At 37.1% G+C, this 25,111-nt stretch carries 15 protein-coding genes, 2 tRNA genes and 3 rRNA genes; 19 read left to right on the top strand and 1 reads right to left on the bottom strand.

All coding sequences use genetic code 11. The features are described 5' to 3' along the window. Positions 1-3: 3 nt before the first annotated feature. The 19 genes from EL260_RS24335 to EL260_RS24245 all read left to right on the top strand — a co-directional run bounded on the left by EL260_RS24335 (position 4) and on the right by EL260_RS24245 (position 24,411). Positions 4-1,005, top strand: a complete 1,002-nt coding sequence (locus tag EL260_RS24335; protein WP_123858095.1) for a glycosyltransferase family 2 protein — start codon at positions 4-6, stop codon at positions 1,003-1,005. 101 nt (positions 1,006-1,106) lie between these two features. Next, positions 1,107-2,225, top strand: coding sequence for a glycosyltransferase family 4 protein (locus EL260_RS24330; RefSeq protein ID WP_123858093.1), 1,119 nt, complete (start codon positions 1,107-1,109; stop codon positions 2,223-2,225). A 35-nt stretch (positions 2,226-2,260) separates the two neighbouring features. Further along, positions 2,261-3,130, top strand: a complete 870-nt coding sequence (locus tag EL260_RS24325; RefSeq protein ID WP_123858091.1) for a polysaccharide biosynthesis/export family protein — start codon at positions 2,261-2,263, stop codon at positions 3,128-3,130. Between the two features lie 4 nt (positions 3,131-3,134). Then, positions 3,135-5,627, top strand: a complete 2,493-nt coding sequence (locus tag EL260_RS24320; RefSeq protein ID WP_123858089.1) for an exopolysaccharide transport family protein — start codon at positions 3,135-3,137, stop codon at positions 5,625-5,627. A 213-nt stretch (positions 5,628-5,840) separates the two neighbouring features. Then, on the top strand, positions 5,841-6,731 hold the full coding sequence (gene porG, locus EL260_RS24315; RefSeq protein ID WP_123858087.1) for a type IX secretion system protein PorG: 891 nt from the start codon (positions 5,841-5,843) through the stop codon (positions 6,729-6,731). A 5-nt stretch (positions 6,732-6,736) separates the two neighbouring features. Beyond that, positions 6,737-7,486, top strand: coding sequence for an isoprenyl transferase (locus EL260_RS24310; protein WP_123858085.1), 750 nt, complete (start codon positions 6,737-6,739; stop codon positions 7,484-7,486). A gap of 28 nt (positions 7,487-7,514) precedes the next feature. Then, positions 7,515-10,049, top strand: a complete 2,535-nt coding sequence (gene bamA / locus EL260_RS24305; RefSeq protein WP_123858083.1) for an outer membrane protein assembly factor BamA — start codon at positions 7,515-7,517, stop codon at positions 10,047-10,049. 8 nt (positions 10,050-10,057) lie between these two features. After that, positions 10,058-10,612 carry an OmpH family outer membrane protein gene (locus EL260_RS24300; RefSeq protein ID WP_123858082.1) on the top strand — a complete coding sequence of 185 codons (555 nt, stop codon included), beginning with the start codon at positions 10,058-10,060 and terminating at the stop codon, positions 10,610-10,612. A gap of 66 nt (positions 10,613-10,678) precedes the next feature. Beyond that, positions 10,679-11,182 carry an OmpH family outer membrane protein gene (locus tag EL260_RS24295; protein WP_123858080.1) on the top strand — a complete coding sequence of 168 codons (504 nt, stop codon included), beginning with the start codon at positions 10,679-10,681 and terminating at the stop codon, positions 11,180-11,182. Positions 11,183-11,252: 70 nt separating this feature from the next. After that, a complete protein-coding gene (locus tag EL260_RS24290) occupies positions 11,253-11,738 on the top strand; it encodes an acyl-CoA thioesterase (protein ID WP_123858078.1) in 486 nt (161 codons plus the stop codon). Positions 11,739-11,785: 47 nt separating this feature from the next. Then, complete coding sequence (rfbD, locus tag EL260_RS24285) at positions 11,786-12,649, top strand: dTDP-4-dehydrorhamnose reductase (protein ID WP_123858076.1); 864 nt, start codon at positions 11,786-11,788, stop codon at positions 12,647-12,649. 4 nt (positions 12,650-12,653) lie between these two features. Continuing rightward, positions 12,654-13,334, top strand: a complete 681-nt coding sequence (locus EL260_RS24280; protein WP_123858074.1) for a hypothetical protein — start codon at positions 12,654-12,656, stop codon at positions 13,332-13,334. A gap of 588 nt (positions 13,335-13,922) precedes the next feature. After that, positions 13,923-15,439, top strand: a 16S ribosomal RNA gene (locus EL260_RS24275). A gap of 208 nt (positions 15,440-15,647) precedes the next feature. Continuing rightward, positions 15,648-15,721: transfer RNA gene (locus EL260_RS24270), tRNA-Ile, on the top strand. Between the two features lie 87 nt (positions 15,722-15,808). Further along, positions 15,809-15,882 (top strand) — tRNA-Ala (locus EL260_RS24265). Positions 15,883-16,084: 202 nt separating this feature from the next. Beyond that, positions 16,085-18,848, top strand: a 23S ribosomal RNA gene (locus tag EL260_RS24260). 144 nt (positions 18,849-18,992) lie between these two features. After that, positions 18,993-19,100, top strand: a 5S ribosomal RNA gene (gene rrf, locus EL260_RS24255). Together the 16S, 23S and 5S rRNA genes with 2 tRNA genes alongside form the textbook arrangement of a ribosomal RNA operon. Positions 19,101-19,595: 495 nt before the next feature. Next, positions 19,596-22,499 (top strand): SusC/RagA family TonB-linked outer membrane protein, encoded by a 2,904-nt coding sequence (locus tag EL260_RS24250; RefSeq protein WP_123858072.1) that lies wholly within the window; start codon positions 19,596-19,598, stop codon positions 22,497-22,499. 16 nt (positions 22,500-22,515) lie between these two features. Further along, entirely contained in the window at positions 22,516-24,411 is a 1,896-nt protein-coding gene (locus tag EL260_RS24245) for a SusD/RagB family nutrient-binding outer membrane lipoprotein (RefSeq protein ID WP_123858070.1), read from the top strand. 114 nt (positions 24,412-24,525) lie between these two features. Here EL260_RS24245 and EL260_RS24240 read toward each other — a convergent pair whose 3' ends face one another. Further along, positions 24,526-25,107, bottom strand: coding sequence for a hypothetical protein (locus tag EL260_RS24240; protein WP_123858068.1), 582 nt, complete (start codon positions 25,105-25,107; stop codon positions 24,526-24,528). Between the last annotated feature and the right edge of the window lie 4 nt (positions 25,108-25,111).

The following is a 25,111-nucleotide window of genomic DNA, read 5'->3' as shown; positions in this document are numbered from 1 at the left end:
TGTATGGTGAATGTTCCTTCAAGAATTTCAATTATTGTTCCCGTTTATAATGTCGAAAATTATTTGGCAAAATGCCTTGATTCCCTGGTGAATCAAACCCATCAGAATATTGAGATTCTTGTAGTAGATGATGGAAGTAAAGATCGTTCAGGGGAAATCATTAAAGGTTATGGGGATAAATATTCAGACAAAATAAAAACCTTTACCAAAGAAAATGGTGGATTAAGTGATGCCAGAAACTTTGGGTTGGAAAAAGCAACAGGAGAATATATTGGTTTTGTAGACAGTGATGACTATGTTACGACAACCATGTTTGAAGAAATGCTTCATCTGGCTGAAAAACATCAGGCAGAAATGGTAATCTGTAATATTCAGAAAGTTGATGAAAATGGAAAGGTAACCCAAAAGCTGACACAAATTCCCAATATGCCGGAAAAAATAAAACTGGAAGAGCATTTCTCTGTTTTTTCGGATATCAGTTATTTTGCCTGCAATAAATTATTCAAAAAAGAGCTTTTTGATCAGAAAAGATTTAAAAAAGGAGTTCATTTTGAAGATATTCAGTTGATTCCACAATTGTTACTGGAATGTGAAACGATTGCGCAGACGCAAGGTTTTCACTATCAATATCTTGAGCGTACGGATTCTATCACTAAAACCCATACGGAAAAAGGACTTGATATATTAAAGGCGGTGCAAGATGTAGAAAATGTATTTGGGAAGTCCGGATATGCTCATAAAAGAAAAGAACTGAAAAACTTCCAGATTTTTGAAGGAGTATATTCTTTTTTGGCCTATCTGGCTTTTGTAAAAGATGAAAAGACATTTTACAGTATGGCTGATAAGCTGTCTGTTTTTATAAGAGAAAGACAAATAAAAATTCAAGATATATTGAACTATAGTCGTTTTGGTACAAATTATCTTCTATCTTTGCCGGTGAAAAAAAAGATTTTTTATCTGTTATTTTTTGCCGGACAGAAAAAATTGATAAGAAAATTGATATAAACACAAATGAAGTACTATTGTTTCGGACAGTAGAACATGATGAAGGCATACGTACATCATCAGTTTAATTGGAGAGGGAATGTGTACTGGATAAGAAAAGAATGAAAAACTTTGAATTGTTCTTAAGCGGATCGGGAATACCTATTTTCTATATAAAAATAGGATTAGGTTTCGTGTTCTCTTTTTTAATTACTTATTTTTCTATACCTACTATTGTAAAGATCTCCAGAAGGAAGAACCTTATGGATGAACCAGGTATCAGAAGCTCACACCTAAGGAAAATCCCAAACCTTGGGGGAATTGCCATTTTTTATTCTATCGGAATCTGTGCTTCTATTTTTGCATACGAACTGTTTGATCTCTATAAATTTCTGTTTGCTTCACTGATTATCCTTCTCTATATTGGAGTGATGGATGATATTGTAGTGATGAGAGCGTACAAAAAACTTGTGGCGCAGATCTTAGTCTCCTCATTAATTGTTATTGGTTCAGATATTAGAATCAGAAGTTTATTTGGAATATTTGGAGTGTATGAACTGGGATATTTTGTGAGTGTGCTGTTCAGTATTGTTACATTTATTATTCTGATCAATGCTTTCAACCTGATTGATGGGATTGATGGTCTTGCAGGCGGATATTCCGTGATCTGTAGCGCACTGTTTGGAATAAGTTATTATAGATTGGGAGAGTATAACTACCCTTTGGTTGTTTTGTCGGTGGTAATTATAGGAACTGTTTTAGCATTTTTATATTATAATCTGTCAAATTATAGGACTAACAAGGTATTTATGGGAGATACAGGGTCTATGCTGTTAGGTTTTCTATTAGCCTTTACCTCCATATGTTTTATAGATATTTTTATAGATAAAAAGCTGGCAGATGTACCGAGGTATCACCTGCAGTCTGCCCCGGTAGTGGCAGTGGCAATTCTGATTTTACCTATTGTGGATACGCTAAACGTCATCTTTGTAAGGCTTTACAATAAAAAGTCACCTTTTGATGCTGATAAGAACCATATTCATCACAAACTTTTAAAATTAAATCTTACCCATAGAAGATCTACTTTTTATATTATTCTATATTATTTAATGATTGTGGCAATAGCCTATTATCTGAGACATACCAATGTGAATCTGTTGTTGTTGGTAATTATTTTATTAGGCTTTATGGGAGCGTATTTGCCGGATTTGATATATCGGTTAAGAAATAACAAAAATTAACAATTAAATATTACTTTTGTAAACAATATTCAAATATGATGAAGAATTTTAAGTATTTATTTTTAATATTATTCCCTTTTTTACTTACCTCGTGTATCACCACAAAGGATGTGAGATATTTGCAGCCAAGTGAAAGCCTCGTAATTAATGAAGAAGGTCTTGTTCCCTACAATATTCCCGTCTACAGGATTACCAAAAATGATATGCTTAACCTTAATATTGTGACCACTCCTAAAGGAGATGCAGCACAATTTTACTCCGCTTACAATACTTCAGGCGGAACTGGTGGTGGTGCCATAAATAGCGCAGCTACAGCAGGTGGAAGAGCTGGCGGTGTAGGTTCAACTATCGGAGGAAATGTCAATTTTTATTTTAATGGATTAAAAGTGGATATCAACGGAGATATTAATGTCTTTGGGATAGGTTACATTAAAGCAGAAGGAAGAACCCTCGATGATGTTGGAAAAGAAATACAGACTAAGGTAAATGAAAACTTTCAGGAAGGAAAATCTGAAGTAAGATTAAATACAGATGGAATCACCTATTATATACTTGGTGATGTGGAAACTACAGGTCTTTCCGGAGAAAAAGTAGCTCATAAAAATACGCTTACAATTACTGAAGCATTAGCAATCAACGGTGGACTCAATAGAACAATTGATAAAAGAGAAATTGTTATCCACAGAAAGCTTCCGGAAGGAATCAAAATTGCTAAAATAGATCTTACCCGTGAAGACCTTATGAATTCTCCTTACTATTATGTACAGAATGGTGACGAAATTTATCTTAATACCAGAAGAAAAAGCTTAAACGGATTCGGAAAAGATCCTATCCAGACGCTACTTACTGGTGTAACGGCGATTACAACTGCATTAACTCTATATACAATCCTACAAAGACTTTAATCCCATGATTCCAGGAAAAGATACTGCAGTAGGAAAAAGCGAAACTCCAAAAGAAAAGTATGGAAGTTTTGCACTATTTGATATTGAGCATTTTTTAAGAAGATTACTCAAAAACTGGTATTGGTTTGCATTTATGTTCCTTATTGGTTATGCCATTTCTTGGGTATATAGTAAATATTATGCACAGAATGTATATGCTTCAGATTTATCCTTAAGTATTTCGAATAATACTTCAAGTTATTTTAGCCCTAATCAGTCTATTAATTTCATTTGGGGTCAGGGAGGAAATCAGGATGGTGTTTACTTAAAGAAGATGCTTTTTTCAAGATCTCACAATGAGTACTTGGTTAAAGAACTGAATCTTTTTGTAAATTATTCTACCAAAGGGCTTATCAAATCTACTTATTTGGATAAAGATGATTCCCCGGTTTTTCTTGAAATCGATAAACAGCATCTTCAGCAGGTAAGTTATCCAATTACTTTACGACCAAAAGGAAACGGAACTTATGAGGTGGTATTACCGGAAGAAGGGCAGACTACAGGATTGTATAGCTATGTTACAGAAAGCTTTCATAATATAAATACCTATAATAGACCTGCAAATAAGATTATTAGGATTAATGAATGGTATAATTCTCCGAATTTGAGATTTAAATTAGTCCAAAACCCGGTTACCCCTAGTATCAAATTAGATAATATTATTGTCAATTTGGCAACAGTGAACCAGAGTGTTAATGATATTGTATCTACTATAGGGGTAAGCTTTGATAAGGAGATCAATACAATTATGATCATCAATAAAAAAGGATATAATCTTAACAGTACAGTAAACTTCTTAAATAAATCAGTCGCTGAGCTTCAGAAAAAAAGACTCGAAGATAAAAATACCGTTAATAAAAACACAACTGCTTATCTGCAAGGAAGTCTAAATGGAATACGTAAAAAACTGGATTCTGCAGCCATTGTTCTGAATTATTTGAAAACTTCAGAAAAACTTTATAATATTAAGGATAGAGACGAAAAATCTCTTGAAGAAATAAAAGACCTTGAAGCCAAAAAAGCAGATTTTGTAAGTAAAATTACTTCTCTGAATAATATTAAAAGTACCCTTCAGTCACAGAATTTTGATAAAATGATCGCTACAAATGCGGCCGGTTTTGAAGATGGGTTTTTCTCCGCTTCCGTGAGTGAACTTAAGGCTTTGTATACAAAAAGATCAGAATTAGCTCAGATTTATAAGCCTTCTTCCGAACCAATGAAGGAAGTAAACAGGTTAATTAATGAAGCGAAAACCGGATCTTTTAATAGCTTGAACAACTACTATAACAAATATTATGATGAGATCAATAAAATTGATCGTCAGGTAGCAAATGCTAATTCTGATTTAACCTCTTATCCTGAGAAAGAAAGAAAATATCTGGATGCCGAAAGAGGGTATAATATGATTGAAGCTACTTATAATAGTCTTTTGAACAGACAGAATGAAGCTCAGATGAATGTTGCAACCAATCAGTCTGATATTAGTGTAATTGACCCGGCTAAAAATATTGGTCAGGGACCTGTAAGCCCTAATATTAAAATGGCAAAAGCCGGAATAATAGGAGGAATGCTGTTCTTGCCGATACTGTTTATTCTGATTGGGGAATTACTTGATAATAAGATCAGAAATATTAAAGAATTATTGGCCGCAACAAAAATTCCACTTCTTGGTGTCATTGGAAATAACAGTAGTGAAAACATGCTTACTGTATTGGAACAGCCAAAATCATCTGTATCAGAGGCTTTTAGAGGAATTCGAGCTAATATGAGATTCCTGATGAATAATGAAGATGATAAAGGCAAAGTGATCTTGATAACATCTTCAGTAGGAGGAGAAGGGAAAACCTATATTTCCATTAACTTGGCTTCCGTATTAGGGTTAAGTGATAAAAAAACAATTCTTTTAGGGATGGACCTTAGAAAGCCGAAAATCTTTGGAGACTTTAAAATTGATAATAAATATGGTATTTCAAACTATCTTACAGGGGAAGTAGGAATTGATCAGATTATTAATCATACCAAAATCCCTAATCTGGATGTTGCTACCTCAGGACCTATTCCTCCAAACCCTTCAGAATTGCTGATGAGTCAGAGAAACGTTAAGTTTTTACAAGAGCTGAAGGAGAAATATGATTTCATTATTATAGATTCACCGCCAGTAGGTTTGGTAGCCGATTCTTATGAACTCATGAAATATTCTGATGCCAATATCTATGTGGTGCGTCACGAGTATACAGAGAAATATATGATGAAGCTCATTACAGAGAAGTATCAGAATAATGAAATTGAACATTTAGGACTTATTTATAATGACTATAATATCAAGCAGGGATACGGGTATGGCTATGGTTACGGATATGGCTATGGTTATGGCTATTTTGATGAGGATAAAAATTATAAAGAACCGTTATTAATTAGAATACGGAATAGGATGCAGAGAATGTTTAATAAAAAATAGAGCCTTAAACCCTCATTCGATGGGGGTTTTTTTATACTTTATGTATTTTCATTCTATGAAAAAAAGAATATTTTTGCCACTTTGCCGTTTACTTTATAACAAATTATGTTTTTTTGTTTATTTTTAACTAAACATTAAGATTATCATTAATATAAAAATGTTTTATATTTGCAAAAATTAAATTTTAAAATAACCATAAATCCATATTCTTTTATGAATAAAAAATTATTGTTTAGCTTCCTTGCCTTCCTTGGAGTGGTGAGTGTTAAAGCACAAAGAAACGAATTGGGGGTTCGTCTAGGTATGAGTAACCTAGTGGGTGATGTAGGGAGCACAAGTTATATTTTACAAAAGCCGTTGGATTTAAATAGAATGTCGGATTGGGGGATCCCGTTTTATGGTGGTATTTTATATAGATTTAATTTTAACCCGCACCAAACTGTTAGATTGGATTTAGGGTATAACCAGGTTCAGTTTAGCGATAAAGCTGCAAAAGAAGAATATAGAAGAAATAGAAATGCATACGGGAAAAATAACGTATATGAAGCAAGTTTAATGTTTGAATATAATTTTTTCCCCGTTAATAATGAACAAACAGGTATGGTAAGCCCATATATTTTTGGAGGTATCGGAGCTTTGATGTTTGATGCACCTAAAGCTAATCTCGCCCACGATTTCAGAAGAGATCCGGACGGTGTAGCCTTGGCTCCAATTAATGAAATGGATTTTAAAACAACTACCGAATATTCATTAGGAAAAAAAGTTACTATGCATATCCCTTTTGGTGTAGGTTTAAAGTATAAATTTAACCATACTTGGGCTATATTTGCAGAAGCAACATTTAGATATACTTTGACCGATCAGCTTGATCATAGTAAAATCCTTCCTGAGGATGTAAAAAATTCCTTTAATGCCGATATTTTAGATCCGGCTTCAGGGGGTTCTTTATTACAATCTGGAAACTATTATGCTGTTGCTAAGGAAAGAGAAGAAGAGTTTATTAAAAAGAGAAATATTGGAGATGATAGGTCCAAAGACTGGTTAAATACATTCAGTTTAGGATTGACGTTTTCGTTCGGAAGACCTCCATGTTATTGTGATTAATTAATATGTCGTTGATTAAAGATAAAATAAATTCTGAGAATTTACCAAAACACGTAGCCATCATTATGGATGGTAATGGGAGATGGGCTAAATCTCGTGGCGAAGAAAGAAGCTTCGGTCACAAAAATGCCATTAATGCTGTAAGAAATGCGATTAATGCATGTAATGAGGTCAATATTCCTTATTTAACACTGTACACATTTTCTTCAGAAAACTGGAATCGTCCTTCTGAAGAAGTACACACTCTCATGAACTTGCTTGTAGAAACATTGCTGTTAGAAGCAGAAGAAATTTTCAGCAAAGGATTGAGAATGCATGTGATAGGAAATCTTGACAAGCTGCCTACTTTAGTAAGAGAGCAGTTGCAACGTGTGGTAGAACTTACAAAAGAAAACACAAAAGGAAACCTTGTACTGGCGATAAGCTATGGCTCACAAAACGAAATACTGGAAGCCGTTAAAAATATCAGTTCAGATGTCAAAGAAGGGAAAGTGGATGTAGAGAATATAGATGAAAAATTATTCGAAAACTATCTCTATACCAAAGATTTTCCTCCTGTAGATCTATTGATAAGAACCAGCGGCGAAATAAGAATAAGCAACTTCCTCCTTTGGCAGATTGCTTATGCTGAATTACAGTTTTTAAATGTTCTATGGCCGGATTTTACCAAAGATATTTTCTTCCAATGTATTGTTGATTATCAAAACAAAGAAAGAAGATACGGGTTAACCGGAGAGCAGATACAAGGCCAATAAATTTTTAAGAAAAGAAAGACTCGATAAAATGAAGTTTAGACTATTACCCATCATTATGTTTGCTGCTTCTGCGCATTTTTATGGACAAGTAACTCCACAAGACAGCACGAAAGTAAGCAATGCTGTACATGCAGACAATGAGGTAGGTACTTATACGCTTAAAGACATTGTTGTAGATGGGGTAAAAAAATATACACCAGCTCAGATCCTGAGATTTACTGGCTTATCCAAAGGAGAAAGCGTAGATATCCCAGGACAGAAAATCAGTAATGCTGTTAAAAAGCTTTGGGATACCCAATCTTTTTCTGAAGTGGAAGTATACGTTCAAAGTATTGAAGGACAGACTGTAGTTCTTAAATTCTATCTTCAGGATCTGAAAGAACTTGGAGAAGTGAAATTTAAGGGTAAAGGGATTGGAAAATCAAAAAGTGAAAAACTGGCTAAAGACAACAACCTGAAGCCCGGTACAAAGATTACCCAGAACTTGGTGTCAAGTCTTAAGACAAACATCCCGAAAGACTATATCAAAAAAGGTTTTGCTGATGCAAAAATCACAATCGAGGATAAAGTAAATGCCGGAGATCCTGCTTTGGTAGACTGGACGATTAATGTAGATAAAGGGAGAAAAATTAAAATCGACCATATTGAATTTGAAGGAAATCAGAGTGTAACCGATAGAAAGCTTAGAAATAAAGCTTTTAAAGAAATAAAACAAAAACGTTTCAGCATCGGTGGTATTTTGAAGCCTTCCAAATTTATTGAAGATAAATATCAGGAAGACAAACAAAACCTGATTAATTATTACAACTCCTTAGGATACAGAGATGCAAAAATTGTTTCAGATTCTGTATGGAGAAATAAGAAAAACAACTACGAAATCAACGTAAAGCTTAACGAAGGTAAAAAGTATTATATCGGTGATATTACGTTCACAGGGAATACAGTTTACGCTACGGAATACTTACAAAGATTACTAGGATATAAAAAGGGAGACATTTACGATGCCGTAGGATTCAACAAAAAAGTGGGTGAAGACGGAGGTAAAGAAGATGATTCTGATATCAAATCCGTTTATATGAACAACGGATACCTTTTCTCCAACGTTACACCGGTTGAAAAATCAGTGAACGGAGATGCCGTAAATCTGGAGGTTAGAATCAATGAAGGAGAACAGGCTACCTGGAACAAAGTAACATGGCAGGGGAATACAACAACCCATGACCATGTAATTCTTAGAGCATTAAGAACAAAACCAGGAGAGTTATTCAAAAAAACCGAAATTAAGAGAACTTATTTTGATTTGGCAGGGATGTCATTCTTCGATCCACAACAGATCGGACAGGATATCCAGCCTAACCAGGTAGATAATACTGTAGATGTCAACTGGAAGCTGGTTGAAAAAGGATCTTCTCAGGTTCAGCTACAAGCAGGATATGGTGGTAACAGTTTTATCGGTACTTTAGGATTAACGTTTAATAACTTCTCATTGAGAAACTTCCTTAAGTTCAAAGACTTTAAACCAGTGCCACAAGGGGACGGACAGACTTTTTCCATTCAGGTACAGGCGGGTCAGTATTTCCAGAACTATGGAGTGTCATTCGTAGAGCCTTGGTTATTTGGTACAAGACCAACAGCCCTTTCTGTGAGTTTAAATAACTCAAGAGTAAAATATAGTGATCAATATGGAAATGCGCAGAAGCTAAATATATTCTCGGCATCAGTAGGTTTGAATAGACTATTAAACTGGCCGGATGACTATTTCTCTCTATATACGGGAATTCAGTTCCAGAAGTATGACTTTAATAACTATCCATTCCAGTTTGGAGAGACTACAGAATATAACGGATCAGCTAATAACTTCAGTATCAATTTAGGATTAAGCAGAAACTCTGCCGGGATAGATCCTATCTTCCCGACAATGGGTTCGAATATTGAACTTTCTGCTAAATTAACACCGCCATATTCATTGTTCAGTAATAAAAACTATGATACAATGAAGCCGATTGATAAATACAATTGGATGGAATTCTACAAGATCAAATTTAAGACTGATATCTATAACGAAATTGCCGGTAAATTGGTATTGAGATCTTCTGCTGAAATGGGATTCATGGATGGGTATAACAAAAATCTTGGAGCACCGCCATTTGAAAGATTCTATGTTGGGGGTACAGGATTATTTGGAGGTAGATATGATGGTAGAGAATTGATTCCTTTAAGAGGTTATGAAAATGCAAGTACTTATGGAGGAGAAGGTGAAGATATTACTCAAAGAGGTGGAGGAACAATCTATAACAGATTTACCTTAGAATTAAGATATCCGATTTCAATGAACCAAACCGCTAAAATTTATGCATTAACATTTGCTGAAGGAGGTAATGTTTGGAACTCATGGAGTAATTATAATCCATTCCAGTTGAAAAGATCAGTAGGTGTTGGGGTTAGAGTCTATATGGGAGCATTTGGATTGATCGGGTTCGACTTTGCTTACGGATTTGATAAGACAATGTCAGGAGTTCCATCAGGATGGAGAAACCACTTCTTGATGAACCAATCATTATAATTATAAATATGAAGAACTTTAAAATAACCATCACTTTTGTATTACTCTTAATTTTCGGGTTTGGAAATGCTCAGAAAATAGGAGTAGTAGATACTAATGAAATTTTAAATAAATTACCTCAGTATAAAGAAGCCGAAGCGAGACTAAACTCTCAGATCGATACCTGGCAGTCTGAACTTCAGAATATGCAGTCAGAATATGAAAGGAAAAAAGCGGCTTTTGAAAGTGAAAAAGTGTTATTGATTGGTGACCAGCTGAAACTTAGAGAAAAAGAAGTAGTAGATCTTGATAAAAATGTCAAAACCACTACCAGCTTACGTTTCGGAGCTAATGGTGAAATAGCAAAACTGAGAACGAATCTTGTTTTACCATTCCAGGATCAGATCTGGGAAGCCATCAAAACAATGTCCGAAAAAAATGGGTTGGGCATAGTTCTTGATAAAAGCAATAACATTAGTGTTATTTTTCTTCAGGGAAAATATGACTATACAGAAAAAGTATTAACTATTTTGCTGAAGGGAACAGATAAAAAAGAGAAAACTACAAGTAAAAGTAAAAAGTAAAATTGTTAGTTAACTTTTACGTAAATTTGAAATCTAAAAACAAATTAAATTATTTATTTACCAATTATGAAAAAATTAAGTGTATTATTTGCAGCAGTAATGATGGTTGTTTCTGTAGGTATGGCAAAAGCTCAAAAAATGGCTACTTTAGATGTATTGGGAGTTCTTAATGCAATGCCTGAAAAGAAAAAAGCAGATGCTGACCTTAAAACATTCTACGATACTAAACAAGCTGAGATCAAGAAAAAATACGATGCTGGGCAAGCTAAATTAAAGCAATATAGCGAAGAAGCTCCTAAGAAATCTGCAGACGAAAACAAAGCTAGAGAAGCTGAATTACAAAAAATTCAGGAAGAAATAGCTCAAATGCAGGATAAAGCTCAAAAAGATCTTCAGTCTAAGCAAGAAGTAGCTTTCGGACCAATTGAGAAAAAATTGAACGATGCTGTAGACAAAGTTGCTAAATCTAACGGATATGAGTATGTAATGGATGCAAATTCACCTGCATTCCTTTACAAAGCAGGTGCTGATGCTACTGCAGCTGTAAAAAAAGAATTAGGAATTCAATAATTTCGGCAAATTAACAAAGATTTATAAGACAAACCGCCTCCAAAAGAGGCGGTTTGTTTATTTTTGCGAAATGGAAAAAGAAGTATCAACTATAGTAAAAGTTAGGTTTAGCGATTGTGATCCTATTGGTCATTTGAATAATGTAAAATATCTAGATTATATGTTCAATGCCAGAGAAGATCACGTAGAGACATTTTACGGATTTACTTATGAAGAATATACCAAACAAACAGGCTGCACCTGGATTGCCATTCAGAATGAAATAGCTTATCTGAAAGAAGTAAGATATAATACGCAGGTAGTCATCAGCAGTAAAACTATTGAGGTACAGGACAGAACAGCTAAGGTTGAAATCTTGATGAAAAGCTTAGATGAGAAGACAGTTCATGCAGTACTTTGGGTTACCGTTATTTATTTCAATATGAAAACAAGAAAATCAGAAGTACACCCTGACGATATCAAAGAAACATTTAATAAGTTTTATGTAGATCTGGTACAAAAAGATTTCCAGTCGAGAGTTAAGTTTTTAAGATCCCAAAATGCAAAAAACTCTTAATAGGTATTTCTATTGAGAATTTTTTGATAGGTTTAAATCAATAATATATGAAAAAAATAGTAGTAATAGGCAGCAACGGACAGTTAGGTAATTGTATCAGAAAAATTGCTCCGGATTTTGAAAATCAATATGAATTTCTTTTTACAGATTCCACAATCTTAGATGTTACTAATGCGGAACAGGTAAATGACTTCTTTTATGATAACAAACCAGATTTTTGTATCAATGCTTCTGCATATACAGCGGTAGACTTAGCAGAGAAAGAAGAAGAAAAGGCTTTTGCAGTAAATGCTGACGGTGTAGCTAACCTTGCTCAGGCTTGTACAGATCATAAAACCATTCTGATTCATGTTTCTACAGACTATGTTTTTGATGGAAATACAAACCTTCCTTATTCAGAAGAGGATTTTACTGATCCGATAGGAGTATACGGAGCATCAAAAAGAAAAGGAGAAGAATTAGCATTGGAAATTAATCCTAATACTATTATTCTAAGAACTTCCTGGTTATATTCTGAGTTTAACAAAAATTTTGTGAAAACAATGTTGAACCTGTTCTCTCAGAAAACCGAGTTGGGAATTGTAGCAGACCAGTTTGGTCAGCCTACAAATGCTAATGATCTTGCAGCAGCTATCATGGAAATTATTGAAAGCCCCAATAAAACCTTTGGGATTTTCCACTTTTCAAATTACCCGGAAACCACATGGTTTGATTTTGCGAAGAAAATTGCTGAATTTTCAAAATCCTCAATACAATTAAATGCATTAACAACCGAGCAGTATCCAACTCCAGCCAAAAGACCTGTAAGAAGTACCATGTCTCTGGATAAAATAGAAGAAATTTATAAAATTGAACCTAAACACTGGGAACACAGTCTTGAAGAATGTGTTGACATCCTTACTCAACAATAAGAATATGAAAAATATAGCCATCATCTTTTCCTTAGTATGTGCTCAGCTTTGGAGTGCCCAAAATGTTTATCTGAGCAAGGTGGAGAAAACCATTGACCATTCAGATAAGTTTCTTTATAAAAAAAATGAAGCAGAAACAGAATCCATCTATTTAGGAGAAGCTGAAGTCCAGGGATTCTCAAAAGATGATGCAATGGTATTTTCATTAGTATACAAAAAAGCAAAAGAGATTGGAGCGAATACTTTTGTAATAAAACCTTTTGAAAACATTGACGGATCAGCTCAAGCCTTTAATGCTTCTAATTATAAGATCGCGTTATATTACACTCCAAAAGAAAAACTCAAAGTTCAGGAAGGATCAATGTATATATTCGCCTCTTCTGAAAAAAATCAGAAGATTAATATTAATAGAAAAGATTATACAATAAAGCCAAGGTCATTTTTTAAATTAAAAATTGTTCCGGGAGAAGTGTATACCATCTCAACTAAGAAACTTTTAGGTTCAACAGTACAAGTCCAGCCAAAGACAAATGATGAAAACTTATACTTTCAGGTATCATCATTAAAAATTAAGCCGGACACTTCAGGAGTTGGAGGCTTAAACCTTAAATCAGGAGATGTTATCGGCTTAGAAAAATCATATGCAGAATTTTTGAGCGCTATTTATACAGAAATGACACCTTAGAAGCACGGTCAAAAGCCTTAATTTATCTTTTACTTATATAAGAAGACTAATTGATTGAATTTTGATTAAAATTTTTCTCTCATAGTACCAGTGCTTTAAGAGTAAAATATTACCTGAATATGAATTTTATGTTAAATAAACTTGCGGGGAATGGATGAAGTTTCTATCTTTGCCCCACTGAAAAACGAAAGAGATTCGGTAAGCGCAGAGGAGCTTTTAGATAAGCATAAACATTATATTCTACGAGAGAGACAGGCGAAAAAAAAACTTTTAATTTTTAGGATTTAAAAGTTGCGAGTTAAAATAAAGTTTGTATCTTTGCAGTCCCAATTAAGGGAGCGCAGGAGTAGAGAGATTGAGGGTTTGGAAAGAGATTAAGGTTACTTAAAAAACTTTAAAATTTTCTTTCGAAACATTTGGTCAAATGGAAATAAAGTTTTACTTTTGCACTCGCAAATACGGAGCGACACTGACAGAGAGATTGCTTCGTTAAAAAGCGAAAGATATAAAGATCATTGACATACAATATAACAACCAAGTAAGGAAAAACTAAAGCGTTAAAAAACTTTGAGTGAGTCAGACAAACATACAATGGAGAGTTTGATCCTGGCTCAGGATGAACGCTAGCGGGAGGCCTAACACATGCAAGCCGAGCGGTAGAGATCTTTCGGGATCTTGAGAGCGGCGTACGGGTGCGGAACACGTGTGCAACCTGCCTTTATCTGGGGGATAGCCTTTCGAAAGGAAGATTAATACCCCATAATATGTTGAATGGCATCATTCGATATTGAAAACTCCGGTGGATAGAGATGGGCACGCGCAAGATTAGATAGTTGGTGAGGTAACGGCTCACCAAGTCTGCGATCTTTAGGGGGCCTGAGAGGGTGATCCCCCACACTGGTACTGAGACACGGACCAGACTCCTACGGGAGGCAGCAGTGAGGAATATTGGACAATGGGTGAGAGCCTGATCCAGCCATCCCGCGTGAAGGACGACGGCCCTATGGGTTGTAAACTTCTTTTGTATAGGGATAAACCTAGATACGTGTATCTAGCTGAAGGTACTATACGAATAAGCACCGGCTAACTCCGTGCCAGCAGCCGCGGTAATACGGAGGGTGCAAGCGTTATCCGGATTTATTGGGTTTAAAGGGTCCGTAGGCGGATGTGTAAGTCAGTGGTGAAATCTCACAGCTTAACTGTGAAACTGCCATTGATACTGCATGTCTTGAGTGTTGTTGAAGTAGCTGGAATAAGTAGTGTAGCGGTGAAATGCATAGATATTACTTAGAACACCAATTGCGAAGGCAGGTTACTAAGCAACAACTGACGCTGATGGACGAAAGCGTGGGGAGCGAACAGGATTAGATACCCTGGTAGTCCACGCCGTAAACGATGCTAACTCGTTTTTGGGTTTTCGGATTCAGAGACTAAGCGAAAGTGATAAGTTAGCCACCTGGGGAGTACGTTCGCAAGAATGAAACTCAAAGGAATTGACGGGGGCCCGCACAAGCGGTGGATTATGTGGTTTAATTCGATGATACGCGAGGAACCTTACCAAGGCTTAAATGGGAAATGACAGGTTTAGAAATAGACTTTTCTTCGGACATTTTTCAAGGTGCTGCATGGTTGTCGTCAGCTCGTGCCGTGAGGTGTTAGGTTAAGTCCTGCAACGAGCGCAACCCCTGTCACTAGTTGCCATCATTAAGTTGGGGACTCTAGTGAGACTGCCTACGCAAGTAGAGAGGAAGGTGGGGATGACGTCAAATCATCACGGCCCTTACGCCTTGGGCCACACACGTAATACAATGGCCAGTACAGAGGGCAGCTACACAGCGATGTGATGCAAATCTCGAAAGCTGGTCTCAGTTCGGATTGGAGTCTGCAACTCGACTCTATGAAGCTGGAATCGCTAGTAATCGCGCATCAGCCATGGCGCGGTGAATACGTTCCCGGGCCTTGTACACACCGCCCGTCAAGCCATGGAAGTCTGGGGTACCTGAAGTCGGTGACCGTAACAGGAGCTGCCTAGGGTAAAACAGGTAACTAGGGCTAAGTCGTAACAAGGTAGCCGTACCGGAAGGTGCGGCTGGAACATCTCATTTTAGAGCGTCTTTTAGACGATAAACAAAATTAGTATCTTCGGATACAAGTACTTATTCAAAGTAAAGCTTTAGTTTTTTGTTTGGTTGATTATATTAAAAATACAAAACCCACTAGAAATTAGTAAAGGGATTGAGAGAGACAAGGATGAAGATAGGATGGTCAGTTAAATCTGATATCTGTTATCTGAAATCTGTTAGTCTAACAGACAGTCTCGTAGCTCAGCTGGTTAGAGCGCTACACTGATAATGTAGAGGTCGGCAGTTCGAGCCTGCCCGAGACTACTAATTAAAAAGACGGGAAGATATAAGACATCAGATGTCAGACAATAAAGTCTGTAATCTGAGATCTAAAATCTGAAGTCTACTAGAGGGGAATTAGCTCAGCTGGCTAGAGCGCCTGCCTTGCACGCAGGAGGTCAAGGGTTCGACTCCCTTATTCTCCACAGTTTTGGAAGACTGATTTAAAAGTTACGGATAGAGCCAAAAACAATATTCGTTCATCAGTTGGACAAGAAGAATTTAAGATCATTGACATTAACGGTAAAGACATCACAAAGAGATAACCGAGCACTTTCGAGTGCCGAGTTTATAAAAATATCGATAAATTTAATTTATCAAAAAATACTGAACTAATTTAATATTAGGAAAGAAATCGTTAAGGGCGTATGGCGGATGCCTAGGCTTTCAGAGGCGAAGAAGGACGTGGTAAGCTGCGAAAAGCTGCGGGGATTGGCACACACGAATTGATCCGCAGATGTCCGAATGGGGCAACCCGTCTGGTTGAAGACCAGTCACTCTAAATTTATTTAGAGAGCAAACCCGGAGAACTGAAACATCTAAGTACCCGGAGGAAAAGAAATCGAAGAGATTCCGTAAGTAGTGGCGAGCGAAAGCGGATTAGCCCAAAAGCTAATTTATGTTTAATAGAATGTTCTGGAAAGAACGGCCGTAGAGGGTGATAGCCCCGTATATGAAAGGCATATTTAAGTGATAAATGAGTAGGGCGGGACACGTGAAATCCTGTCTGAATATGGGGGGACCATCCTCCAAGGCTAAATACTCCTGAAAGACCGATAGTGAACAAGTACTGTGAAGGAAAGGTGAAAAGCACTTCGAATAGAAGGGTGAAATAGAACCTGAAACCGTACGCCTACAAGCGGTCGGAGCAGCATTAAGCTGTGACGGCGTGCCTTTTGCATAATGAGCCTACGAGTTAATTTTACTAGCGAGGTTAAGGACTTCAGGTCCGGAGCCGGAGCGAAAGCGAGTCTGAATAGGGCGGATAGTTAGTAGGATTAGACGCGAAACCTTGTGATCTACCCATGGGCAGGTTGAAGCTCTGGTAACACAGAGTGGAGGACCGAACCGGTTGACGTTGAAAAGTCTTCGGATGACCTGTGGGTAGGGGTGAAAGGCCAATCAAACTGGGAGATAGCTCGTACTCTCCGAAATGCATTTAGGTGCAGCGTCGTATATAAGTTTATTAGAGGTAGAGCTACTGATTGGATGCGGGGGTTTCATCGCCTACCAATTCCTGACAAACTCCGAATGCTAATAAATGTTCTACGGCAGTGAGGGCATGGGTGCTAAGGTCCATGTCCGAGAGGGAAAGAACCCAGACCAACAGCTAAGGTCCCAAAATATATGTTAAGTTGAAGCAACGCGGTTGGACTGCATTGACAGCTAGGATGTTGGCTTGGAAGCAGCCATTCATTTAAAGAGTGCGTAACAGCTCACTAGTCGAGCGGTCCGGCATGGATAATAATCGGGCATAAACATATTACCGAAGCTATGGATTTGTATTTTAGATACATCTGGTAGGAGAGCATTCTATTTGCGCCGAAGCAGTACTGTGAGGTATTGTGGAGCGGATAGAAAAGAAAATGTAGGCATAAGTAACGATAAAGCGGGCGAGAAACCCGCTCACCGAAAGACTAAGGTTTCCTCAGCCATGCTAATCAGCTGAGGGTTAGTCGGGACCTAACGCGAACCCGAACGGGGAAGTGGATGGACAATGGGTTAATATTCCCATACTTGCTCACACTAAAAAGGGGACGGAGTGCCGTACTTACTGGAGACTGACGGAATAGTCAAGGCCTAGCCTTCGGGCGAAGCTGCTGTAGGGAAAGTGCTTCCAAGAAAAGCCGAAGTGAAGCAACCCGTACCAAAACCGACACAGGTAGTCGAGGAGAGAATCCTAAGGTGCTAGAGTGAATCATGGTTAAGGAACTAGGCAAAATAGTCTCGTAACTTCGGGAGAAGAGACGCCATCAGCAATGGTGGCCGCAGTAAAGAGGCCCAGGCGACTGTTTATCAAAAACACAGGACTCTGCAAAATCGAAAGATGCAGTATAGGGTCTGACACCTGCCCGGTGCTGGAAGGTTAAGGAAGGTGCTTAGGGTTAAACCGAAGGCATTGACTGAAGCCCCAGTAAACGGCGGCCGTAACTATAACGGTCCTAAGGTAGCGAAATTCCTTGTCGGGTAAGTTCCGACCTGCACGAATGGTGTAACGATCTGGGCACTGTCTCAACCATGAGCTCTGTGAAATTGTAGTATCGGTGAAGATGCCGATTACCCGCAATGGGACGAAAAGACCCTGTGAACCTTTACTATAACTTCGTATTGACTTTGAGTAAGTAATGTGTAGGATAGGTGGGAGGCTATGAAGTGGGCACGCTAGTGTCTGTGGAGCCGACGTTGAAATACCACCCTTTACTTACTTGGAGCCTAACTTCTTTTAGAAGGACATTGCGTGGTGGGTAGTTTGACTGGGGTGGTCGCCTCCAAAAGAGTAACGGAGGCTTTCAAAGGTACCCTCAGCACGCTTGGTAACCGTGCGTAGAGTGTAATGGCATAAGGGTGCTTGACTGTGAGACCAACAAGTCGATCAGGTGCGAAAGCAGGACATAGTGATCCGGTGGTTCCGTATGGAAGGGCCATCGCTCATAGGATAAAAGGTACTCCGGGGATAACAGGCTAGTCTCCCCCAAGAGCTCACATCGACGGGGAGGTTCGGCACCTCGATGTCGGCTCGTCACATCCTGGGGCTGGAGAAGGTCCCAAGGGTTGGGCTGTTCGCCCATTAAAGTGGCACGCGAGCTGGGTTCAGAACGTCGTGAGACAGTTCGGTCTCTATCTATTGCGGGCGTTAGATGTTTGAGAGGGCTTGATTCTAGTACGAGAGGACCGAATTGAACAAACCTCTGGTGTATCAGTTGTACCGCCAGGTGCACTGCTGAGTAGCTACGTTTGGAAGAGATAAGCACTGAAAGCATATAAGTGCGAAACTCGCCTCAAGATGAGACATCTTTTAAGGGTCGTGGGAGATGACCACGTTGATAGGCTATAGGTGTAAAGACAGTAATGTCATAGCCGAGTAGTACTAATTACCCGTAGATTTATAGCCTGATATGGCGCACGAAAGTGCAGCAAGGTTAGCTCTTTGTGAAAGTTTTTATCGATTAAAACAGATGTCAGATATAAGACATCAGATAACAGACTTTAAGTCTGAGATCTGAAATCTATCCTCTGATATCTTATATAAAGCCTTTAGGGTGGTTTTAGCGGTGGGGCTCACCTGTTCCCATTCCGAACACAGAAGTTAAGCCCACCAGCGCCGATGGTACTGCTAACGCGGGAGAGTAGGCCGCCGCCAGTTTTTATTTTATTTTTAAAAGTCTCATACAGTAATGTATGAGACTTTTTTTTGCTCTATACTCCGCAGTAAAACAGTCAATGATAAGTAATGTGTAATCATTCTTAAAGAATGACTCTTAAAAGTATTCATTCTTTATGCTGTATTTTACTCTTTCATATATTCTCTATTTGATATATACCAGTTATCATTACTTATGATATGTTTACTAATTTTGTCATCTGGTAAGGATCTCCACATATAAAAATGAGGTGTAAGGCATTACCCAATAATAACTCATTACTATCACCTGTTATGTATGTCTTATCATCCGTCACTAAGCTTTTTTGTATTCTTTATTTTTTCTATTTCTGTTAAAATTGAAGATACTTTCTTTAATTCTGAATCATAACTTTCATTGTTTCAATAGTATTTTTGAATTTCATGCTTGTTTTTTATTAGTATGTTATTAAATACTGCTAAAATGTTATATTTGATTGCGAAATATCAAATATTATTATGAATAAAACAATAATTAAGGCGGGACTTCTCTCATCTTTATTTTTTTGCTTTACTGAATTATCTGCACAGCGAACAGATTCTACTAAAGTTGGAAGAATTGATGAAGTTGTTGTAACGGCCTACGGAGTTAAAAAAGAAAAAAAGAGTTTGGGCTATTCTTTCCAGGATGTAAAAGGCCAGACATTAGTTGATGCCAAAGAGACTAATGTGACCAATGCTTTAGCAGGTAAAGTTGCGGGGCTTCAAGTTGTAAAAGGAGGCTTTGGACCTGCTTCTTCATCCAAGATAAATCTTAGAGGGTTTAGTTCGCTTAAAGGAGATAATCAACCTCTTATTGTAGTGGATGGTGTACCATTGAGTAATAGTGCAGGTTCAAAAGCAAAACAAAATGATGGTTACTTTAATAATGATTTCTGGAATCCGGACTTAGACATGGGAAATGGATTAGCTGATATTAATGCAGATGATATAGAAAGTATCTCAGTTCTTAAAGGAGGAGCAGCTTCTGCTTTATATGGATCCAGAGGGGGAAACGGAGTTATTCTAATTACTACCAAAACAGGGAAGAAGAAAGGAGGTTTAGGAATTACATATTCTACAAGTTTAGGTTTTGAAACTCTTTTTATGAAGCCGGATATGCAGAAGAGTTTTGGTCTAGGACTAAATGGGGTTGCTAATTCAGCAAATAGTGATAATTCTAGTTCTTGGGGTCCCGCTTTTGAAGGATCCAATATGAAGAGATATGATAATCTGAAAAACTTTTTTAAGACGGGAATCAATTCGCAGCACACTTTGAGTTTTCAAGAAAATTTAGGAGAAGGTACCAGCTTATACACCTCAGCGAATTATCTGAACGATAATAGCCAGATCCCTAATTCTAAATTTGAGAGATTTAATTTTATGGCGAAGATGAACTCAAATTTTGGAGCCAATAAAAGATGGACTTCTGAGGTAAAGGTACAATATATAAGTACAAAAGCTAAAAATAGACCTTCAGGAGGAAGAGGAGATGGTAATTATTATCCTAATATTCTTCTCATGCCTCAAAACATTGATATAAGAGATTACGAACAGGGACAAACTCAAAATGATATAAAATCACGCTGGATTACTCCTAATGGGATAAATCCTTATTGGTCTGCTTATAATAGCCTTAATGCTGATAAGAAAGATCGCTTCCTTTTAAATGGATATCTTAAATATCAATTTAACGATTGGTTAAGTGGAGATGTAAGAGTGGGGACAGATTTTTATGCTTTAAATGCGGATGCGAGAGTCTGGACTGGTTCTTCACGCAGAAACTCATATGCAACTAGTGAGGAGAAGTTTTATGAGAATAACTATATAGCAAGTCTTACTGCAAAAAAAGATAACTTATTTGGAAAATGGGGTGGATCACTTTCTGTATATGGACAAATGATGGAGAGCAGAACCAAAGCAATTTATTTCAGTACTCAAAACTTGATTGTTCCTAATGTATTTAGTGTTAATAATACTAGTGATATTGCTGGTATTGCTAATAATGAAATTGATTTCTGGAAGAAGATTAATTCTGTATTTGCTTCTGCTGAGATTAATTATGACGGGTATTGGTTTATTAACGCAACGGCAAGAAATGACTGGTCTTCCACCCTCATTCTTGAAAATAGATCTTATTTCTATCCTTCTATCAGTACTTCTTTAGTTTTAACAGAGATGTTGAATAAATTAAACGGAACAAATTCTAAAGTATTAACTTTTGCTAAGCTTCGTGCTGCTTATGCGGTAACCGGAAATTCTTTAAATCCTTACGAACTGTATAATACTTATAAACTAGGTGCAGATCCAGGTGGTCATGCCATTCTTGGCAGAAAGAAAATTCTTTATGATCCTAATTTACATGCTGAGAAACTTAAAACTTTTGAAGTTGGTGCAGATCTTAAATTCTTTAACAGAGTTTCCTTAGATGTAAGTTATTTCAGGAATACTGCAACAGATCAGTTAATAGATTTACCAATGAATCCACTTTCCGGATATGAGTATAAAAAGATAAGTTCAGGAGGTCTTAGTAATAGCGGAATTGAAATAGTTGTAAATACAGATATTTTTAAAAAGCAGAATTTTACATGGAATGTAAATGCGAATTTTTCTAAACTAAAGAGTGTGATTGACCGGATTGATGGAGAAGTTTTAAAATATCCTTTGGCTGGTTTTGATAATGTAGGCTTTTTTGCAGAAGTAGGTAAGCCCTATGGATCTATTTATGGAACAAAATTTTTAAGAGTAGAGGATCCTAACAGTCCTCAATATGGAAAACTTATTGTTGGGCTGAATGGTTTGCCTCAGGCGACTGCTGAACAATATTATTTAGGTGATCAGACACCGAGGGCTTTGTTTGGAATAACCAATAGCTTTGTATATAAAAGTTTTGGACTTTCATTACTTATTGACGGGAGAATTGGAGGAAAATTCTATTCATCCACTCAATCTGCTTTACAGAAAGTAGGTCTTGCTTCTGATACAGCTCCCGGAGGAAGAAGAGATAATATTGTGCTTGATGCAGTAGTACAACAAAATGGGGGTTATATAAGCAATACAAAAGAGATAACACAACAGGATTATTGGGCCGCTGTAACAGCTGGAAACTTAGGAATTACAGAACAGAACATTTACGATGCAACCAATATCAGGCTAAGAAATATTCAGGTATCATATAATTTTCCTAAAAGTTTATTTCAAAAATTTGCACTTCAGAGTGCTAAGGTTTCTTTCACAGCCAATAATGTATGGATGATCTACAGTAAAGCAAAGGGAATAGATCCTGAGTCTGTATTTGCTATCAATTCTAATGCTGTAGGATTTGAAAATCTTTCATTTCCAACCACAAGATCTTATTTATTCTCAATTACATTAGGCTTTTAATATTAATACTGACATCATGAAAAAATATATTTTATCCCTCATTGCGTTGGCTGTCGTTTGTACATCATGTAATGATTTTGAAGACATCAATAACGATCCGTTTTCTGTAGATATTAATAAAGCAGAACCGGAGTATTTTTTAAATAATTCTATTTTAGGAGCACAGCAAGATCCCAATATTGCTGAACGTACTTTTGTTTTGTATTGGAAAACTGCTGCAAGACAGCATTTGTCGACAGGAATTGCAGGTGGATCATATGATGATTCCTGGACTGTAGAATATTGGAAAGGAATTTCAGAATGGCTGAATAATGCCAATGCAACTATTGAAATTGCCAATGAAAAGAAAGCAATAGGTCAGGGCAAACCTCATTATGATAATCTTATCCAGGTAGCCAGGATTTGGAGAGCTTATCTGATGAGCGAGTTTTCTGATAATTTTGGTCCACAGCCAATTCAGGCATTTAAAGGAGTAAATCCTGGTTTTAATTCTGAAAAAGAGGTGTATTATTTTATTTTAGATGAGTTAAAGGATGCAGTTACTAAAATGGATGTGAACCAACCTATTCCTTCCAATCCTAATGCTTATGATATGGTCTATAGCTTTAAATGGAGTCAATGGGTAAAATATGCCAACTCCATGAGAATGAGAGTGGCGATGAGAATTTCAGAAGTGGATCCTGCCAAAGCAAAAACAGAGTTTGAGGCCGCAGCTAATTCTAATATGTTCATCAGTACAAGCGATGATAATTTTAGAGTTAAAGAAGATACCGGTTGGAATCCTTTATCAGGAGTAATGTCTAGGGAATGGAATTCACAGATTTTATCAGCTACCCTTAATAATATGTATATTGGTTTGGGAGGAGTTAATTCTACAGATCAATTGCCTGCTGCTCAGCATACAGCTGTGAAAGATGCTGATTATATCGGCATAAAATATGATGAACAGTTCTCAACAATGACCAATGACCCAACTGCAGGATATTGGCTGGATGGGCTTCCAAATAAAATCGATCCAAGGGCTTATAAAACATTTTATATTCCCGGAGATTTCAACAATCCAATTTATTCCCTTTATCCTATTAATACCAACCAAGCGTCTACTAATAGTGGAGATCTTACTTTTGCCAACGGTTCTAAAGTTACTATCAATACGGTAAATACCTGGAATACGACTACTATAGGGAACTGGGGTGTAAAAGGCCAAAGAAACGGGTTAAGAGGAGTTATTGGATGCATGCCGGCGTTAGGAAAACAATATAGAGAAGGTAAGAACTTTCGAATCTTTTTTGCAAGTTGGGAAACTTATTTCCTGATGGCTGAAGCAGCCCTGAAAGGATGGGCAGTTCCAATGAGTGATGATGCGGCCTATAATAAAGGAATTCAGGATAGCTTTGCGTATAATGGAGTTTCACAATTTTATATTCAGTATATTACCTCAACGGATTATAACCGTGACGGAACTTCTGTAGCTTATAGCCATGTGGCAGAGCCTGGAGCCAGTCATACCATGAATTATAAAGATCCTTCTACTGGAAATATGGTTTCTGTTGAAATTAAATACCCGGTGAATACCATCTACAAAAATGGCTCAGTGAAAAATGATAAGCTTACAAAAATCATTACCCAAAAATACATTGCGAATATGCCATGGCTTCCTTTAGAATCCTGGAGCGATCAACGAAGACTGGGATTACCTTTCTTTGAAAACCCTGCAATAGAAACACCGTTGGTTAATTTACCTAGTTTGAATTCAGGAAATTATATGACAAACTCTATTCAGAATTTCCCTCAGAGGCTAAGATATCCAAGTACTTTCAGGAATACAGATCAGGATGGGTACACAAAAGCAGTGCAGTTACTGGGCGGACAAGATGCAGTTCTTACCCCTCTTTGGTGGGCAAAGCACTAAATTTAATATGCTTGAAAAAGAACCCTTTCCAAATTTTGGAAAGGGTTCTTTTTTATATCATAGAAGATACGATTTTATTTTTTTGGTTATCATTTTCAATAATCTTCCCTGGCATCAATTGGCAACGATGGTGAAAACTACCCGCGCGCCATAAGTGCTTGCAGGAATGGTGACAGAAACACCAGATACCTGTAGGAGTAAAACAATATCTGAGAAAGTAACACTATTCCCCAGTCCTAAAACCCCACCAAAAGTAAACGTTAGAAATGTTACATCAGGTGATTGTGGTATTGGAATATAGGTTGTTCCTCCATTGATTGTTGCCGTACACAGAAGACAGACCCCATGTATTGCTGTTGTTCCTCCGGTTCTTCTTGCAGAAAGCGTCATAGAAGTATTCCAGGGGTTGGAGGTGTAATGCATGGTCATTTTTGCTCCCGTACTTGAAAGGAGGTTGAGAAAAGATCCTGGTAATGTTCCGGAGAGTATGATCTGATTAGTACCGGTGTTGCCAGTGTTATCATAAGTTCCGGAATAATTATTTCCCGCTTCAGTAATAGAAGGTATACTGGCGGTCCAGCTTCCGGAGACATTTACTACCTGTGCCTCCATATAGCTGCTGCTTACAAATAAAATAAAAGTAAATAAATACCTTTTTATAAGTGTGTTTCCGAAGAAGAGTCCATTCATTTTCATATTT

The organism is Chryseobacterium nakagawai, from assembly GCF_900637665.1.
In the GTDB taxonomy this organism is placed as follows: domain Bacteria; phylum Bacteroidota; class Bacteroidia; order Flavobacteriales; family Weeksellaceae; genus Chryseobacterium; species Chryseobacterium nakagawai.
Note: the sequence above shows the minus strand (reverse complement) of the source record. Positions and strands in the feature narration are given on the sequence as shown.

What these genes read in the sequence shown, in the direction of transcription:
- EL260_RS24240 (WP_123858068.1), bottom strand. Translation starts at nt 25,107, where the DNA reads ATGAAAATGAATGGACTCTTCTTCGGAAACACACTTATAAAAAGGTAT.
- EL260_RS24300 (WP_123858082.1), top strand. Translation starts at nt 10,058, where the DNA reads ATGAAGAACTTTAAAATAACCATCACTTTTGTATTACTCTTAATTTTC.
- EL260_RS24290 (WP_123858078.1), top strand. Translation starts at nt 11,253, where the DNA reads ATGGAAAAAGAAGTATCAACTATAGTAAAAGTTAGGTTTAGCGATTGT.
- EL260_RS24335 (WP_123858095.1), top strand. Translation starts at nt 4, where the DNA reads ATGGTGAATGTTCCTTCAAGAATTTCAATTATTGTTCCCGTTTATAAT.
- EL260_RS24310 (WP_123858085.1), top strand. Translation starts at nt 6,737, where the DNA reads ATGTCGTTGATTAAAGATAAAATAAATTCTGAGAATTTACCAAAACAC.
- EL260_RS24250 (WP_123858072.1), top strand. Translation starts at nt 19,596, where the DNA reads ATGAATAAAACAATAATTAAGGCGGGACTTCTCTCATCTTTATTTTTT.
- EL260_RS24245 (WP_123858070.1), top strand. Translation starts at nt 22,516, where the DNA reads ATGAAAAAATATATTTTATCCCTCATTGCGTTGGCTGTCGTTTGTACA.
- bamA (WP_123858083.1), top strand. Translation starts at nt 7,515, where the DNA reads ATGAAGTTTAGACTATTACCCATCATTATGTTTGCTGCTTCTGCGCAT.
- EL260_RS24330 (WP_123858093.1), top strand. Translation starts at nt 1,107, where the DNA reads ATGAAAAACTTTGAATTGTTCTTAAGCGGATCGGGAATACCTATTTTC.
- EL260_RS24295 (WP_123858080.1), top strand. Translation starts at nt 10,679, where the DNA reads ATGAAAAAATTAAGTGTATTATTTGCAGCAGTAATGATGGTTGTTTCT.
- porG (WP_123858087.1), top strand. Translation starts at nt 5,841, where the DNA reads ATGAATAAAAAATTATTGTTTAGCTTCCTTGCCTTCCTTGGAGTGGTG.
- rfbD (WP_123858076.1), top strand. Translation starts at nt 11,786, where the DNA reads ATGAAAAAAATAGTAGTAATAGGCAGCAACGGACAGTTAGGTAATTGT.
- EL260_RS24280 (WP_123858074.1), top strand. Translation starts at nt 12,654, where the DNA reads ATGAAAAATATAGCCATCATCTTTTCCTTAGTATGTGCTCAGCTTTGG.
- EL260_RS24320 (WP_123858089.1), top strand. Translation starts at nt 3,135, where the DNA reads ATGATTCCAGGAAAAGATACTGCAGTAGGAAAAAGCGAAACTCCAAAA.
- EL260_RS24325 (WP_123858091.1), top strand. Translation starts at nt 2,261, where the DNA reads ATGATGAAGAATTTTAAGTATTTATTTTTAATATTATTCCCTTTTTTA.